We start from the raw sequence: 17,440 nt of genomic DNA, 5'->3' as shown, positions 1-17,440 counted from the left end.
TCAAAGATACAAAATATTGCGAACAACTTAAAAAAAGAGGAAATAATAAATTTAGCGAACGTTCGCTTGTTTTTTAAAAAAGTTTGTTTTAATATTGTAGAGTAAAATCATAACAACATGGAAAACACACTTTTAAAACAAACAAAAATAGAATTTGCCGAAAACGTAAAAAACTATTATCCAGAAGTATTAACAGATGATGCCTTAGCGTTTATTACTGCTTTACACGAAAAATTTAATGCGAAACGATTAGAGTTGTTAACTAGACGAGAACAAGAGCAAAAAGTTTTCGATAGTGGTAAATTTCCAGAATTCCCTAGAGAGACTAAAAACATTAGAGAAGCAGAGTGGACTGCTGCTAGAATTCCTTTGGATATGCAAGATCGAAGAGTAGAAATTACTGGTCCTGTAAATAGAAAAATGATTATTAATGCTTTAAACTCTGGTGCAAAAACGTTTATGGCAGATTTAGAAGATAGTAATGCACCAACTTGGTCTAATACTATTGAAGGGCAACAAAACCTAATAGATGCGAATAAAAAAACGATTTCTTTATATGATTCTAGAAAGGAAAAATCGTATCAGTTAAATAGTAAAACAGCGGTTTTATTAGTAAGGCCAAGAGGGTTGCATTTAAATGAAAGGCATATACTTATTAATGGAGAAGAGGCTTCTGGTAGCTTGGTAGATTTTGGTTTATATGTTTTTCATAACACAAAAACTAGAATAGAAAATGGTTCTGCTCCATATTTTTATCTTCCAAAATTAGAACATTATTTAGAAGCGCGTTGGTGGAATGATGTTTTTGTTTTTGCTCAAGATTATTTAGAAGTACCACAGGGAACTTTTAAAGCAACCGTTTTAGTCGAAACTATTACGGCAAGTTTTCAGTTGGATGAAATCATTTACGAGCTTAAAGAACATATTGTTGGCTTAAATTGTGGACGTTGGGATTACATTTTTTCATATATCAAAAAGTTTAGAAATCATTCCAATTTTGTGGTTCCTAATCGGGATCAAGTGACAATGACAACTCCTTTTATGGATGCATATTCAAAGCTTGTTATACAACGTTGCCATAAAAGAGGAATTCTTGCTATTGGAGGAATGGCAGCACAAATTCCTATTAAAAATAATGACCAAGCCAATATAAATGCTTTAGAAAAAGTGCGCAAAGACAAAGAACGTGAAGTTAAAAACGGCCATGATGGTACTTGGGTAGCGCATCCAGATTTAGTAGCAGTTGCTATGATGGAGTTTAATAAACACATGCCAACAGCTAATCAATTACATGTATTACGCGAAGATGTACATATTACCGAACAAGATTTAGTTGCAATGCCAAAAGGAACTGTTTCAGAAACAGGAATAAGAAAAAATATTAACGTTGGGATCTTGTATACCGAAGCTTGGTTAAGAGGTCATGGAGCTGTTGCCCTTTATAATTTAATGGAAGATGCAGCAACAGCCGAAATATCTAGAACACAAATATGGCAATGGCTAAAAAATGAAGTGAAATTAGAAGATGGTAGGCCATTTACTAGAGACTTATTTGATGCTATTTTTGACAATGAAGTTGAAAAAATTATTACAGAAATTGGTCGTGATAAAATTGAAGACACCAAGTTTGAAATTGCAATTCAGCTATTTGAAAAATTAGTAACACAAGAAGAATTTGAAGAGTTTTTAACGCTTCCAGCATACCAATACATTTAAAAAAAAAATGTCTCGCAACTACTGCAATAGTTTGCGAGACGTAATTATCAAATTATAGAATAACCTTAATAATTAAAAACAAAATTATGAAAAATTTAGCACAAAGCAACTATAGTTCTGCTTTAGAAACAGTACGAAACCTAAAAGCTAAGTATGGTAATACTTGGAATGCAATACGACCAGAAAGTGCTGCTAGAATGGTGACTCAAAATCGTTTTAAAACTGGTTTAGATATAGCTAAATATACCGCAGCTATTATGCGAGAAGATATGGCTGCATATGATGCAGATCCTTCAAATTATACGCAATCCTTAGGTTGCTGGCACGGTTTTGTAGCGCAACAAAAAATGATTGCGGTTAAAAAACATCATAAAACCACTAGCAAAAGATATTTATACCTCTCGGGGTGGATGGTTGCTGCATTACGTTCTGAATTCGGACCATTACCTGATCAATCTATGCATGAAAAAACAGCAGTTCCTAGTCTTATTGCAGAAATTTATGATTTTTTACGTCAAGCAGATGCTATCGAATTAAACGATTTGTTTAAAAGATTAGAAAATGGTGAAGACGTTCAGGATCAAATTGATAATTTTGAAACACATATCGTACCTATAATAGCAGATATTGATGCTGGTTTTGGAAATGAAGAAGCTACGTATCTACTAACAAAAAAGATGGTTGAAGCAGGTGCTTGCGCCATACAAATTGAAAATCAAGTGTCTGATGCAAAACAATGTGGCCATCAAGATGGAAAAGTAACCGTTCCGCATGAAGATTTTATTGCTAAATTAAATGCTATTCGATATGCTTTTCTTGAATTAGGTATCGAGGATGGTATTATTGTGGCAAGAACAGATTCAGAAGGAGCTGGTTTAACTCAAAAATTGCCAGTAAGTCAAGAACCTGGTGATTTAGCTTCTAAATATTTAGCATTTGTAGAAGCTGAAGAAATTGCTATACATGAAGCTAAAGAAGATGATGTATTATTAAAAAGAGAAGGTAAACTGGTTCGTCCAGTAAGACTTCCAAATGGATTGTATAAGTTTAAAGATGGTACTAATATAGATCGTGTGGTTTTAGATTGTGTTACTAGTCTTCAAAATGGAGCAGATTTACTTTGGATTGAAACACCAACTCCAAACGTTAAACAAATCGCACATATGGTAAACAGAGTAAAAGAAATTGTACCTAATGCTAAATTAGTGTACAACAATTCTCCATCTTTTAATTGGACATTAAATTTCCGTAAACAAGTATTTGAAGAAATGCTTGCCGAAGGAGAAAACATGACAGCTTATGATAGAAATAATTTAATGAATGCGCAATATGATGGTTCGGAATTATGCTTTAGAGCAGATCAAAAAATTAAAACTTTCCAAATAGATGGATCTAGAGAAGCTGGAATTTTTCACCACTTAATTACACTACCTACTTACCATACAACCGCATTACATATGAACGATTTAACCGAAGGTTATTTTGGAGAAGAGGGTATGTTAGCTTATGTGAAAGGAGTACAACGTCAAGAAATTAGAAAAGGAGTTTCTTGTGTAAAGCACCAAAGAATGGCAGGATCGGACCTTGGTGATGATCACAAAACATTTTTTGCTGGAGATAAAGCTTTAAAAGCTGGAGGGGAAAATAATACTTCTAATCAATTTGAAGTTAAAGAAGAACAAAAAAGAGAACTTGTTTTAGATAAATAATTATTAATAAAGGCAACATTTTAAAATGTTGCCTTTATTTTATATAAAAAGATTACAAATGAAAGGTAGAAAATTATTGATGATTCCTGGTCCAATAGAATTTGAACCAGATGTGATGCAGGCAATGGCAATGGCAACAACAAGTCATGTTGCTCCAGATTTTATTGAGGTTTTTGGTAATAGTCTAGAACACATGCGAGAAGTATGGAAATCACCAAAAGGACAACCTTTTATTGTTGCTGGAACAGGAACATTAGCGATGGATATGGCTATAGCCAATCTTATAGAAAAAGACGATAATGTATTAGTGATTTCAACGGGGTATTTTGGTAAACGTTTTCAAGATATTTTAACCCATTATGGCGCAAATACTACTATTTTAGAAGCACCAGTTGGTGAAGTTGTGCCTCTTGAAGTTATAGAAAAAGAACTAAAAACGAAAACTTATAAAGCTTTAACAATTACACATGTCGATACTTCTACAGGAGTATTAGTAGATCCAGAACCGATAGCGAAGTTAGCTAAAAAGTATCATGTATTAAGTATTTTAGATGGTGTTTGCTCTGTTGCGGCTGAAACGATTCATCAAGACGAATGGGAATTAGATATTGTTTTAACAGCATCTCAAAAAGCAGTTGGAGTGCCTCCTGGACTTGCTTTATTAATGGCTTCGGAAAAAGCAATACAAGTGTGGGAAAACAGAAAGACACCTGTTTGTAATTACTATGCAAATTGGAAAAATTGGTTGCCAATAATGAAAGCTTATGAAGCACGCAAACCTTCGTATTTTGGCACACCAGCAGTTAATTTAATTGTAGCTTTAGAAACGAGCTTAAAAATTATTTGTAAAGAAGGAGTGCAAAAGCGAATAGAAAGACATCAAGTTTTAGCTAACGCTTTTAGAAAAGGATTAGCGTCTTTACATTTAGAAATCTTGCCAAGATCTACCGAAATCGCCGCTAACAGTTTAACAGCGGTTTATTATCCTAAAGAAATAGATGGTGTTGCATTGCGTTCTAAAATTGCAAGAAGCAATGTCATTATTGCTGGAGGCTTACTTTCAGAAATTAAAACTTCCTATTTTAGAGTAGGTCATATGGGGTCGGTATCTCCAAATGATCTTATAGCGGTATTAAGTGCTTTAGAACGAGCTTTACTAGCATTGAATTATCCTTTTGAAACTGGAAAAAGCTTAAATGCTTTTCAAACCGAACTTTTAAAATTTGAGGAATAAATTAAAAAAAACGCAATTATAATGGATATTCCATTTTAATATCACAACGTTGATACACGCAATTATCTTCTACAGGAATTTCAATAAAGCCATATTTTCTATATATGTAAATAGCGTTTTCTAATTTCCGACTAGAGTAGAGTAGTAGTCTGTTGAATTCTTGTTTCTTTGCAAAGTCTAGACAATATTGCATGAGTTTTTGTCCTATTTTTAGTCCTCTAAATTTAGGGGAAACAGCCATTTTTGTTAACTCGAAAGTACCTTTGTCTTGTATTGGCATTAAAGCAACAGTACCAATAATTTGGTTGTTTAGTTTTGCAAAAAAAATAAATCCGCCTTTATTAATAATATAGTTTTTTGGTTTGCTTAAAACCTCTTTGTCGTAAGGTTCTATTTCAAAATGATTTTCAAGCCATTCTATATTTAATGTATAAAAATCTGTAGCATACTTATTTTTAAAATCTATAATCTCTAATGCTTCCGGTTTGTTCATTTTTCTTTTTTTATTGCTATATCTTAGAGTTACTGTGCATATTTATACTATTATTTTATAAAAACTATGGCGAAAAACAAGAGTAAAATAGATATAGTAGATATAAAGAATGTAAGGTTAAAAATAGATTTATCTATAACCTTTTTGCGTACTAAGTCTATAATCATCCAAACAGGAATAATAAAGCTTAATATAAAAACAGGTAAGGAAAATGTTTGGGAAATTTTCGCGAACCAAGAAGACTGTACTTGGTTTATTTCCATAAATAATAATGTTATTATAAATAAAAAAATTAAAAAGGTAAGTCCTAACCGAAAGAATTCTAATACAAGTTTTGACATTATTTTTTTGTGTTAGCTCGAATAAAATCTGTTATTAAATAGCTTATTAATTTACCAATTTGTGCTTCGTTTTCTGGTGTAGCAATAGCTTCGCATATGTGTAAGTACGTTGCATTTTTGTGTTTAGCAAAATAATTTACAAAATTTCTAGTTTTGTTTACCGAAAATCCACTAGGAGTTTTTGCGCTACTCGATGTGTTTGCTATAGCATCACAATCTATTTCAATACCAAAAGGCTTTGCAGACACATGTTTTAAAGCACGTTCTATTTCTGTTTTAAATTTCAGTTCTTTCCTTACAGATATAGCTTCATAGGTATTAAAACCTATTCGTTTTTCACTTTTAATAGTGTTTATAATACTTTGTGCGTTATAATTTTCATGTAAACCAAAAATAAAGTAATTATGCAAAAAACCTTCCGCGAAAGCGTAACGAAACCCATTGCCACTATGTCTTCCTTCTTCTTCTCTAAAATCGGTATGCGCATCTAAATTGACTACATTTATAGCTGTGTTTAGTGCTAGCGAGCTCCCTTTAATATTACCATAAGCGTTGTTATGACCACCGCCAATAATAATTGGTTTTTTACCAGATTTAACAATAGTATGCACTAAGTTAGCCACTTGTTGATCTATTGTCTCAACCATTTTTCTTGCTTTGGCAATATCTTTCTTCTTATTTTGATCTAATTTTTTAAGTTTTTTTAATTCGAAATCAAAATCTAAATGTCCTAAAACAAGCACTTTATTGGCATGTGTATATGTGTTACTTTGTATATTTAACAAAATTTTAATTACGGCATCAAATGTAGTGGAAGTGCCTGGTTTTCCGTAATTTGCGAAAACTCCTACATCTTCAGGTAAGCCAATTAAAACATAGCTAACATCTAAATTTATAAGTTGCTCGTATATATTGGAAACAGAGGTTAATACTTTAATGTGTTCGCCAAATTTAGATTCTTTGGGTCTTTTGTTAAGTACGCTTTTTAGTTTTGTATTATCAAATAAAACCAATTTGTCCATAATTAAAATCTGTTTTTTAAATTAAATAAAAGTACATTATTTTTAAACGAAACAAGAATTATAATATTAAATAATCAAAAAATTTGAAACAAAAATTACGCTCTAAATTTTAACCTTAAAAACAAGTAATTATGACAGAAAAGAAGAATAACATAGGATTAAAAGTAGCTTTAGGTATTGCTTTAGCTTTATTTTTAGGAACTGGATTTTACACTTCTACTTTATACCAAGAGAAAAAAGAAAATGAATTACAGCTTACTAAAGAAAAGCAATTAGTAATGAATGATTTAAGCAATATGGCAAAACAATATGATATTGCTATTGGTGAAAATGATATTGCTAATGAAAAATTAATTGATGCTAAAGAGCGAATTCAAGGACTTATGGACTCATTAAAAGTGTCTGAAGCAAATGTTGGTAGTTTATGGAAATACAAACAAAAGTATTTATCACTGCAAAAAGAGATGGATGTGCTTTTGGTTGAAAACGATAGATTAAAAGTGGAAAACCAATTGCTAGCAACTTCTTTAGATAGTACTAAGGTTAGATTAGAAGAGCGTACTATGTTTACAGATTCTTTATTGGTACAAAATACCGCTTTAGCTGAAGTTGTAGAGACTGCTGCAGTTTTAAATACAGTTGGTTTAAAAGGATATGGTGTTATAGAGCGAAGTTCTGGAAAACTAATTCCTACAGAAAGGGCTAGACGTGTAGATAAGATTAGAGTTTGTTATACTGTTGCTAAAAATAGATTGGTACAAGCCGGTGATCAAGAATTCTATGTGCAATTAATAGACCCAAACAATAATATTTTAGGAGAAAATGCACAAGTACAATTTGAAGAACAAAGCTTAAATTATAGTGTTATTAGTAAGTTTAATTATGAAAATAATTCTTTAGATGTTTGCGAATTTGTTAATGCTAGAGGTGATGCAGATTTTGAAAAAGGGCGATACGTAGTGAATGTTTTTAATAACAAAGAATTAATTTCAAGTAATGAGTTTACTTTAAAGTAGTACCTAAAAAATTAATCCATTTTTTAAAGTCTGAAGCTATTAGTTTCAGGCTTTTTTTAGTTACTTAGTTTTTGGATGCAGGCTTCTCTAAAGCTCCAAATTTCTTCAAAAGAATATGATATATGGTTCGAAATAATCCATTTTTTTATATAGTTTTTATGAAACTCTAACTTATAATTTCCTATTTGCTTCGGAAGGATTTTTTCTTCAAATAAAATAGCTTCTTTAAAAGATGTTGTACTTACTTTAGTTCTAGTAAAATCGAAGATTTCATTATTCATTTTTAAATACGTGTGAGCTTCAGGAATATACTCTAAATGGAGTTTTGATAACACTTCATCAACACCTTTAGTATTGGCTTCATTCATTTTGTAAATACATAAACAAAACTGAATATGTGTTGCTTCATTTTCAATAGCAATTTCCTTTAAAAATGCGTGTTTTGTAGCGCATGTTCCTTTGTTTTCTTGTAAAATAGATTCGTAGTTGCTTCTGTCTGTGTTTCTTCCGTAAGGTAATTGCTTTACAAACTTACAAACCGAATTAAAATCTGTTAGTCCTAATGCAATACAGGATTTAGATACAGGTTTTAAAGTATTTAATTTAAAATTATAAGACGGTTCCATTTATAATTACTGAGTCTATATGGTTTTCTCCAAAAGCATAAGGTAAAAAATTATAACTAGGTATTTGTTTCGTGATAATAAGGTTCGCTTTTTTACCTCTAGTTATACTTCCATACTGGTTAGAAATTCCCATGGCATATGCACCATTTATAGTTGTTGCATTTATGGCTTCTTCTGGAGTCATTTTCATTTTTATACAAGCAGTGCTTACTACAAAATTCATGTTTCCACTTGGTGTAGAACCAGGGTTGTAATCTGTAGCTAAAGCTAAAGGCAATCCAGCATCTATAATTTTTCTTGCAGGAGTGTAAGGTATGCTTAAAAAGTAGGAACAGGAGGGAAGTGCTACAGGAATAGTGCTGCTGTCTTTTAATGCTTTTATATCTTCTGTTTTTAATTCTTCGAGATGATCTACAGAAAGCGCATTGTGTTTAACACCAAGTGCAATACCACCAAATGCATTAAATTGATTTACATGAATTTTGGGAATAAGCCCATGTTTTTTTCCTGCGGATAGTAATCGATCTGTATCTTCTAAACTAAAGTAGCCTTTTTCGCAAAAAACATCTATGTAATGTGCAAGTTCTTCTTTTTCAATTTTAGGAAGCATTTCATTAATAATTAAATCTAGATAGCCTTTTTTATCTTCTTTATATGCTTTAGGAAGTGCGTGTGCACCTAAAAAAGTGGCTTTTATTTTTATTGGAAATTCTTTTTTAATGCGTTTAATTACGCGAAGCATTTTTAATTCGGCTTCGACAGTTAAGCCATAGCCAGATTTAATTTCTAAAGCTCCAGTGCCAAGTTTCATGACTTGGTGTACTCGTTGTATAGATTGTTGATATAAGTCTTCTTCGCTTGTGTTTTGAAGTTTTTCTGCGGAATTTAAAATTCCACCACCACGATTTGCTATGTCCTCATAGCTAAGACCATTAATTCTATCTACAAATTCTTGTTCTCTATTTCCTGCGTATACAATGTGTGTATGCGAGTCGCACCAAGTTGGTAAAACGATTTTTCCTGTAGCATCTATTATTTGATCTGCTTCAATAGAAGTTAAGTCCTGCATACTACCATAGGCTACAATAGTATCATGTTCTAAATAGATATATGCATTTTTAATAGATGGAAGTATTTTCATATCGCTTCCAGAAACCTTTAGTAGGTTAGTATCTCTTACTTGTATTAGTTCTTTTATATTGGTAATTAGTAATGACATAGCTTTGTATTAAAGTATAAATTTAGCAAAATAAAAAAGCGTTGACAATTTGCCAACGCTTTAAATTTTATAAAGAGTAAAAAGTTTATTGTTTTACAAACTTGTATGTTGTGTTATAGTCATTAAATTTAATAATGTAAACCCCATTATTTAGTTTAGAAACATCTAAAGCTTGCCCTGTTTTTACAGCACTATGAATAACACGTTTTCCTAAAACATTGTAAACAGATACATTTAAATCTCCATTAATGTTTCCTTTAAAATATAAATTGTTTTTCGTTGGATTAGGATACATTGTAATTTCTTGTAAAGTATTATCTTCTACATCAAGCGTAATTAATTTGTTTTCAAACCAGTTTAAATCACTTTGGTAATAACTTACGGTTGCAAAATCTAAATCGCCATCATTATCAAAATCATTAACGGTAATATCAAAAATGGATTGATGCGAATCATCAAGAGAAAATTCTGTTTCAAAACCACCAGTAGTATTACTTTCAAACCAAAGAACATCTAAACCTGAAGTGTATCCATTAGTGACTATTAAATCATTATATGTGTCATTGTCAAAATCATTAACAGCAGTTTTAGAAGTATGTATCGTAGTTGTAGTAATAGTAGTTTCAGTGAAAGTTGTTGCTGTACCGCTTGTGTCTTTTGTGTAATAAGCAACACCTGCCATGCCGCCAACAGGCTCGCTATCGGCTTTTATTATGTCTAAAATTCCATCATCATTTACATCTTTAACATCGATGTCAAATAAATATCCATTTCCTGAGCTTACTGTATTGTCATATTTTGTAAAGGATACAACACCAGCTCCACTAGGTAGTAAATTATTGTCGTAAACTTCAATAGTACCAGCATCCGAAAATGCAATGACTGCATCTAAATCTCCATCATTATCATAATCTGTTAATTCAATATCCCCAGGTCCGCTTGTAGGTACAGAGGCAATAGTGTAAGGTCCTGTAAATACTCCCGAGCCATTGTTTGCAAACCAAAATACATCTCCAGACCCATATGCAACAACAGCTACATCTAATGTTGAATCTGCATCAATATAACCAGTAGTAACTGTACCAGCACCGGAAATAAGAGAAGTTCCAATAGTTACAGCATCTGCAAAAGTACCATCTCCATTATTGGCGAACCATACTAAATTACTATTACCATAACTAGTTGCTAAAATATCATTATTACCATCTCCATTAACATCTGCAATATGCACACCTTCAACATATAATAAGGCTTCAGTTCCAGTAGCTACTAAAGTAACACTAGCAGCAAAAGTTCCATCTCCATTGTTTTTATACCATTCTACAGTATTTCCTCCATCAGTACCAATAACAATATCTACATAAGCGTCGTTATCTAGTAAGCCAGAATCAATGGTGTAAGGATTTGCTCCTGTAGAAGCATTTATTGTAGCTTTCGGTTCAAAAGTTGTTTGAGCCAATGCCATTGAACTTATTAAAAGTAAGGATAAACCAGTAAGTAGTTTTCTTTTCATGTATTTGAGGTTTTATTTTTTTTGTAACTATTTGTTTACAAATATATTAAAATATTTCGAGATTATGCTTTTTATCGGAAATACTAAGCGTTTTGTCGTTATTTCAAACTACCAACCATGTTTTCAGGTTTTACCCAAGCATCATAATCTTCGGCAGTAACATAGCCAAGGTTAATAGCTTCGGTTTTAAGAGTAGTTCCGTTTTTATGAGCTGTATTTGCGATTTCGGCAGCTTTATAATATCCGATTTTGGTGTTTAATGCAGTAACTAACATTAGTGAATTGTTAAGTAACTCTTTAATAACAGCGTGGTTTGGTTCGATACCAGCAGCACAATTTTCTTCAAAACTTCTACATGCATCACCTATTAATTGTGCAGATTGTAATACGTTTGCAGCCATCATAGGTTTAAATACATTTAGTTCATAATGACCTTGTGTACCACCAACAGTAACAGCAACATCATTACCCATTACTTGTGCACAAACCATAGTTAAAGCCTCACATTGTGTAGGGTTTACTTTCCCAGGCATAATAGAACTTCCTGGTTCGTTAGCAGGTATAATAATTTCACCAATACCAGAACGTGGACCAGAAGCCATCATACGAATATCGTTAGCAATTTTATTTAAAGAAACAGCTAATTGTTTTAAAGCACCATGTGTTTCTACCAAAGCATCATGTGCAGCAAGAGCTTCAAATTTATTGGGTGCAGTGATAAAAGGAAGACCAGTAAATTCAGCAATAAATTCGCTAACACGTTTTGCGTAACCTTTTGGGGTGTTTAATCCAGTACCAACTGCTGTACCTCCAAGAGCAAGTTCACTTAAATGTGCTAAAGTATTATTTAAAGCTTTTAGACCATGATCTAATTGCGATACATAACCAGAAAATTCTTGTCCTAATGTAAGCGGAGTGGCATCCATTAAATGGGTTCTACCTATTTTTACAACTTCTTTAAAATCTTCTGATTTCTTTTTTAGAGTATCCCTTAATTGTGTTACACCAGGAATAGTGTTTTCTACTATTTTCTTATAAGCAGCAATATGCATTCCTGTAGGGAAAGTATCATTAGAGGATTGTGATTTATTTACATCGTCATTTGGTTGAATGGTTTTTTCACCTTCACCAATAACTTTTCCAGCAATTTGATGTGCTCTATTGGCTATAACTTCGTTTACGTTCATGTTACTTTGCGTACCAGAACCTGTTTGCCATATAACTAACGGAAACTGATCATCATGCATTCCAGTTAAAATTTCATCACATACTTTAGCAATAAGATCTCTTTTTTCAATGTCTAAGGCACCTAACTCACAATTAGTAAATGCTGCAGCTTTTTTTAAGTAAGCAAACCCATAAACAATTTCTAAAGGCATAGATGCAGCAGCACCAATTTTAAAGTTGTTACGTGAGCGTTCTGTTTGTGCTCCCCAAAGTTTATCTGCAGGAACGTTAACATTACCCATTGTATCTTTTTCTATTCTATATTCCATAATTTTAATGCTGATTTTAACAATACAAATTTACATATTTATGGCATAAATACAGATGTTTTTTTTTGATAATTTATTAGCATATTGTTGATAATTATAAATTGCTTGTAGACTGGTTAATTGCGTATTTTTTTGAAGGAGATTGTAATATTTAATTTCGGACGATTAAAACATTACCCTATTTCATTCGTTTTTTTATAGCTAATGAACTCTTTTGATAACTCTGTTAATAATTCTACATTTTATATTGCATAAAAAAACACTTTGGTTTATATTTGCAGTATTATATTAAATAAGACACCAACAATTATGTTTGAATTTGACCAATATTTAGGATTTTTAGCTTTCTTAACCATTTTAACAATAGGTTTTTGGCTAATGATATTTTTATTAACTTTTGTTATTCCTTACTGGATTGGTGGATCTTTAATGGAGTTTTTAAAAGAAAAAAGAGAAGAGAAAAAAGCAGAGCGTAACGCATAAGCTTTATATTAAATATAAAAAAAAGGGAAACGCATAGCGTCTCCCTTTTTTTTGTGATCTATTTGTAGTTTTTTTTTAATTTATTAAAAACTAAAAAAGCTCCTTCATAAAAAATAGGAGAGGAGCTTTTTAAAAATTACTTTATATAACTAGAATTTAAATTTACCCTTCAAATTCCTCTTCACCACCATTTCCTCTTTGTCCACGATCTCTTTTCTTTTGTTGATTAAACCTGTACGTGAAAGATAAGTTGAAACTACGTTCTCTCCATTGAAATTCACTAGTGCTATAGAAAGTATCTGTTTCTGTATCCATTATACGTTTTCTAGAGTTAAATAAATCACTAACACTGAAGGCTATAGATGCTTTTTCATTAAACAAGTCTTTACTAAATGCCATATTTGTTGAAAAGGCACCTTTTCTTTTGTTTTGCGCATCTGCAGTAGGTCCTGAATAGTTCATACTCGTTTGCCATTCTATATCTGCTGGTAATGTATATTTTGTATTTAATCTAGCAAACCAACTTGTATTTTCATTTCCTAAATCTGCTCCATTAGGATCGACACCTTCACTTTTAGATTTAAAGACATTAAAGTTCGCACTTGTATTAAATTTACGAGATGGTCTGTACATAACTGTAAATTCAAAACCGTATCTGTCTTCACTAGCTAAATTTATTGGAGTACGTTGTATTACAGAAACTTCTTCCCCATCTACATCTACGGTTTCACCAGTATCAAAGCTCACAAAATTAAAAACATCTGTAGCATGCTGGTAGTAAGCAGATGTATTAAGTGTTACTTTTCCAAAACGGTTTATATATCCAAGATCAAAAGTACCAGAATAACTAGGGTCTAAATCTGGATTTCCTTGAAAAACGCTAGATACACTAGAGCGTGAAGGAAAAGGGTTTATATATCTAGAACGCGGTCTACGTAAACGTCTACTGTAACCAATTGTTAGGCTTTCTGCATCCGATAATTCGTAATTTAAGTTTACCGTTGGAAATAAACCAGTATAATCCTTTTTAGTAAAATCTCCACTAGAAGGTTGATCGATAGTAATTCTAGTATTTTCTAAACGTAATCCCAATAAATAAGAAAACTTACCATGTTTGCTTCCGTATTGCGAATAGACAGCATTTACATATTCTTTATAGTTTAAGATGTTAGATAAATCATTGTCTACATAAAAAGTATTTGTATTATCTAAAAATTCAACTACATAATCTGTAGAAATAGTATTAAAATTACCACGATACCCTAATTCAAATTGTGCATTTTCACCAATAGGTAATACATAATCACCTTGTAATAAGATACGTTCTTGATCTTCAAGAGTTCCTACTTTTTCGTTTAATACATCGTTAACTTCAACTAGAGAGCTTTCGTCTTCTGTACTGTCTTCGTATTGAAAATCGAAGGTAAGTTTGTGCCCGCTAGTTTCAAAGTTTTTTGTGAAATTAGCCGCATATTGTATGGTTTTATCATCTTCTAATTCTGGATCAAAACGAGAACTTGAACTAGTTAGCACATTATTAATATCATATTGTAATAAACTATTAGTAGTATTACTTTCGTTATTACTGTCTCTATAAAAAACAGAAGTAGTTAAAGAAGCAGAATCATTAATATACCATTCAATACCTAAATTGGTATTAAAACCTTTTCTTTTACGATCATAGTCTTTGGTTTCATTAATACTATTTCCAAATTCTTTATAGGTAGTGTTTGTGAAAGAATTACCTGGACTTTCTCTATAACTATATCCAGAAGTATTAAATATATTAACGTTTCCGGTTCTATAGTTTATATTTCCAGATATTCCAGCGGAAGGATTGTAGCCAGCATTAGCAGTTATAGCACCATTTAAACCTTGTAACTTACTTCGTCTTAAAATAATGTTTAATATTCCTGCAGTTCCTTCGGAATCATATCTAGCTGAAGGAGAAGTGATAACTTCTACTTTTTCTATAGATTCTGCTGGTAATTGACGTAGTGCATCTGTAGAGTTTAAACCTACTAAACCAGAAGGTTTTCCGTTAATTAAAATACGCACATTTTCTTGACCACGAAGCGAAACATTTCCTTCTACATCTACAGAAACGGAAGGTACATTGTCTAGTACATCACTAACAGTACCACCACGAACAGTAAGGTCTTTACCAACGTTGTATATTTTTTTATCTAATTTAATTTCAACAGTAGTACGTTCTGCAATAACTAAAACTTCACCTAAAGATTCTGTATCTTCACTAAGAAACAGTTCTCCTAAATTAGTGTCTTTTAAAAGTTTTTGATTTGCAATTGTTTTAGTTCCAAAACCAATGAACTCAATAGATACATCGTAAAGACCAGCAGTAACCGGAATATTGAAGTTACCTTTTTCGTCTGTAATACCTCCAGTTATCATTCTGTTTTCTTTTTTGCTAAAAAAAGCAACAGTTGCATATTCTAAAGGCTGAAGCGTTTCTTGCTCAAGAATACTTCCAGTAATTCTTACTTCTTTTTGAGCAAAAGTGTTTAAGGAGAAAAATAAAATGCAAATAAATGCAAAAAGTTGTTTAGTCATGATTAGTTTTTAGCTTATGACCGCAAAAATATAGTTTGGTTTAAAGGGGTTTGGTTAAAAGTATGTTAAATAAAAAAAAGCTTCAAAATGTAATCATTTTGAAGCTTTTTAAATTAGCTAGCTAGGATACTTAATATTTTTTCTGGAGGTCTACAAATTGCAGCTTTATCTCCGTTAATAACGATGGGTATTTTTATTAGACTAGGAAATTCGGTCATCATTTTAATGTATTCAATATCATCAAAATCATCCATATTGGAAACTACTTTTTGGTAATGATCTTTCCATATAGTAGCTTCAGTTCTAATTAAATGAATGGGTTTAATATTTAAAAGTTTTACAATTCTTTTAAGTTTTCTTTCTGTTAAAGGATGGTCTATGTGTCTAATAACTTTATGTCTCTTTTTAATTTTTTTTAAAATATTGAGACATTCAATAGAGTCTATTGATTCTGGGTTGTGATAAATTAAAATCATAATGTAGGTAGGGATTTGGGGATTTTGTTTTTTGGGGTTATAATGTAGGTATTATGTTATTAAATCTAGTATTAATTCTGGAGGTCTGCCAATAACTGCTTTGTTCCCTTTTATAACAATAGGTCTTTCTATTAGTTTTGGGTGTTTAACCATTGCATCTATGACTTGCGAGCCTGTTAATATTTTGTTTTTGTAATTTTCTTTCCAAATAACTTCATTTTTTCTAACTAAATCTATAGGTTCGATATTTAGTAGTTTAATAATGCGTATTATTTCTTCTTTATCCGGAAAGGTTTCAAGATAATTAATTATTTTAAATTCTTTGCCAGAATTCTTTAATATTTCTAGTCCACTACGAGATTTACTGCATCTATTATTGTGGTATATCGTTATCATTCAGTGTTTTATTTTATAAATTATTTGTTTCTGTAGATTGCTGCCCCATCATCATAAGGTATGCTTTTAAAAAGCGACCAATATCTCCATCCATAACTGCATCTACATTACCAGTTTCATGACCAGAACGAACATCTTTTACTAATTTATATGGGTGCATTACATAATTACGTATTTGGCTTCCCCATTCAATCTTCATTTTACTGGCTTCAATATCTTCGCGTTGTGCTAATTGCTTTTGTAGTTCCATTTCGTATAATTGCGATTTCAGCATTTGAAGCGCTCTTGCACGGTTATCATGTTGTGAACGTGTTTCAGAACAGGATATTTGAATGCCTGTAGGTTTGTGTGTTAATTGTACTTTGGTTTCTACTTTATTTACATTTTGTCCACCAGCACCACTAGATCTTGCTGTAACAATTTCTATGTCTGCAGGGTTAATTTCAATTTCAATAGTATCATCTACTAAAGGGTATACATATACAGAAGCGAAACTAGTATGACGTTTTGCATTACTATCGAAAGGAGAAATACGTACTAATCTGTGCACACCATTTTCCCCTTTAAGCCAACCAAAAGCAAAGTCTCCTTCGATTTCTAGGCTAACAGTTTTAATTCCTGCAACATCTCCTTCTTGGTAGTTAAGCTCTTTTACTTTAAAGCCACTTTTTTCAGCAAACATTAAATACATACGCATAAGCATACTTGCCCAATCGCAACTTTCTGTTCCTCCAGCACCAGCAGTAATTTGAAGTACAGCACTTAAACTGTCTCCTTCTTCAGAAAGCATGTTTTTAAATTCTAAATCTTCAATCGCAGTTGTCGCTTTATCAAATCTAGTTTCTACATTTTCAAGAGTAGCTTCATCTTCTTTAAAGAATTCATAAATTACTTCTAAATCTTCAACTAATGTTTTGGCTGTATCATAATCTAAAACCCATTTCTTCTTTTCTCGAATGGATTTCATTATTAATTCAGCAGCTTTAGAGTCGTTCCAAAAATTAGGGTCAAAAGTTTGTTCTTCTTCGTTTTGTATTTCAATTAACTTAGCATCTAAGTCAAAGATATTGTCTTAGCGCAGTAAGACGGGTATTAAGATCTTTAATTTGATCTGTAGTAATCATATGAA

The 17,440-nt window shown here is 31.7% G+C and carries 15 protein-coding genes; 5 read left to right on the top strand and 10 right to left on the bottom strand.

From position 1 onward, the window contains the following. Positions 1-117: 117 nt before the first annotated feature. The 3 genes from aceB to Q4512_RS08100 all read left to right on the top strand — a co-directional run bounded on the left by aceB (position 118) and on the right by Q4512_RS08100 (position 4,659). Entirely contained in the window at positions 118-1,716 is a 1,599-nt protein-coding gene (gene aceB / locus Q4512_RS08110; RefSeq protein WP_303423775.1) for a malate synthase A, read from the top strand. 86 nt (positions 1,717-1,802) lie between these two features. Then, positions 1,803-3,425: an isocitrate lyase gene (locus Q4512_RS08105; protein WP_303423773.1), complete on the top strand. Its 1,623-nt coding sequence runs from the start codon at positions 1,803-1,805 to the stop codon at positions 3,423-3,425. 58 nt (positions 3,426-3,483) lie between these two features. Further along, positions 3,484-4,659: an alanine--glyoxylate aminotransferase family protein gene (locus Q4512_RS08100; protein ID WP_303423771.1), complete on the top strand. Its 1,176-nt coding sequence runs from the start codon at positions 3,484-3,486 to the stop codon at positions 4,657-4,659. Between the two features lie 16 nt (positions 4,660-4,675). Here Q4512_RS08100 and Q4512_RS08095 read toward each other — a convergent pair whose 3' ends face one another. Both Q4512_RS08095 and Q4512_RS08090 read right to left on the bottom strand, forming a co-directional pair. Further along, complete coding sequence (locus tag Q4512_RS08095) at positions 4,676-5,152, bottom strand: GNAT family N-acetyltransferase (protein ID WP_303423769.1); 477 nt, start codon at positions 5,150-5,152, stop codon at positions 4,676-4,678. A gap of 340 nt (positions 5,153-5,492) precedes the next feature. Beyond that, positions 5,493-6,515, bottom strand: a complete 1,023-nt coding sequence (locus Q4512_RS08090; protein ID WP_303423767.1) for a formimidoylglutamase — start codon at positions 6,513-6,515, stop codon at positions 5,493-5,495. 131 nt (positions 6,516-6,646) lie between these two features. On the opposite strand from Q4512_RS08090, the gene Q4512_RS08085 reads away from it, so the two are divergent. Then, positions 6,647-7,531 carry a chromosome partitioning protein ParA gene (locus Q4512_RS08085; protein ID WP_303423765.1) on the top strand — a complete coding sequence of 295 codons (885 nt, stop codon included), beginning with the start codon at positions 6,647-6,649 and terminating at the stop codon, positions 7,529-7,531. A 56-nt stretch (positions 7,532-7,587) separates the two neighbouring features. Here Q4512_RS08085 and Q4512_RS08080 read toward each other — a convergent pair whose 3' ends face one another. The 4 genes from Q4512_RS08080 to fumC form a co-directional block, all read right to left on the bottom strand. Beyond that, positions 7,588-8,157 carry a hypothetical protein gene (locus tag Q4512_RS08080; RefSeq protein WP_303423764.1) on the bottom strand — a complete coding sequence of 190 codons (570 nt, stop codon included), beginning with the start codon at positions 8,155-8,157 and terminating at the stop codon, positions 7,588-7,590. Continuing rightward, positions 8,141-9,376, bottom strand: a complete 1,236-nt coding sequence (gene hutI / locus Q4512_RS08075; protein WP_303423762.1) for an imidazolonepropionase — start codon at positions 9,374-9,376, stop codon at positions 8,141-8,143. Before hutI ends, Q4512_RS08080 begins: the two co-directional genes overlap by 17 nt. Positions 9,377-9,461: 85 nt before the next feature. Next, a complete protein-coding gene (locus Q4512_RS08070) occupies positions 9,462-10,889 on the bottom strand; it encodes a T9SS type A sorting domain-containing protein (protein WP_303423760.1) in 1,428 nt (475 codons plus the stop codon). Positions 10,890-10,987: 98 nt separating this feature from the next. Then, positions 10,988-12,385: a class II fumarate hydratase gene (fumC, locus tag Q4512_RS08065; protein WP_303423759.1), complete on the bottom strand. Its 1,398-nt coding sequence runs from the start codon at positions 12,383-12,385 to the stop codon at positions 10,988-10,990. Positions 12,386-12,694: 309 nt separating this feature from the next. Here fumC and Q4512_RS08060 point away from each other — a divergent pair, with 309 nt between their 5' ends. Next, positions 12,695-12,868, top strand: a complete 174-nt coding sequence (locus Q4512_RS08060) for a hypothetical protein (protein WP_303423758.1) — start codon at positions 12,695-12,697, stop codon at positions 12,866-12,868. Between the two features lie 162 nt (positions 12,869-13,030). On the opposite strand, the gene Q4512_RS08055 is transcribed toward Q4512_RS08060, so the two are convergent. From Q4512_RS08055 to prfB, 4 genes are all read right to left on the bottom strand, one after another. Then, a complete protein-coding gene (locus tag Q4512_RS08055) occupies positions 13,031-15,439 on the bottom strand; it encodes a TonB-dependent receptor domain-containing protein (protein ID WP_303423757.1) in 2,409 nt (802 codons plus the stop codon). 113 nt (positions 15,440-15,552) lie between these two features. After that, on the bottom strand, positions 15,553-15,915 hold the full coding sequence (locus Q4512_RS08050; RefSeq protein WP_303423755.1) for an ArsC/Spx/MgsR family protein: 363 nt from the start codon (positions 15,913-15,915) through the stop codon (positions 15,553-15,555). 51 nt (positions 15,916-15,966) lie between these two features. After that, complete coding sequence (gene arsC, locus Q4512_RS08045) at positions 15,967-16,311, bottom strand: arsenate reductase (glutaredoxin) (RefSeq protein ID WP_303423754.1); 345 nt, start codon at positions 16,309-16,311, stop codon at positions 15,967-15,969. Positions 16,312-16,324: 13 nt separating this feature from the next. Next, positions 16,325-17,435, bottom strand: a protein-coding gene (gene prfB / locus Q4512_RS08040) for a peptide chain release factor 2 (RefSeq protein ID WP_303423752.1) whose coding sequence is annotated in 2 segments (ribosomal slippage) — positions 16,325-17,371 and positions 17,373-17,435 — 1,110 coding nt in all. Because the reading frame shifts where the segments join, the coding sequence is not laid out codon by codon here. Positions 17,436-17,440: the final 5 nt, after the last annotated feature.

The organism is Oceanihabitans sp. 2_MG-2023, assembly GCF_030547245.1.
Classification (GTDB): Bacteria; Bacteroidota; Bacteroidia; order Flavobacteriales; family Flavobacteriaceae; genus Oceanihabitans.
Note: the sequence above shows the minus strand (reverse complement) of the source record. Positions and strands in the feature narration are given on the sequence as shown.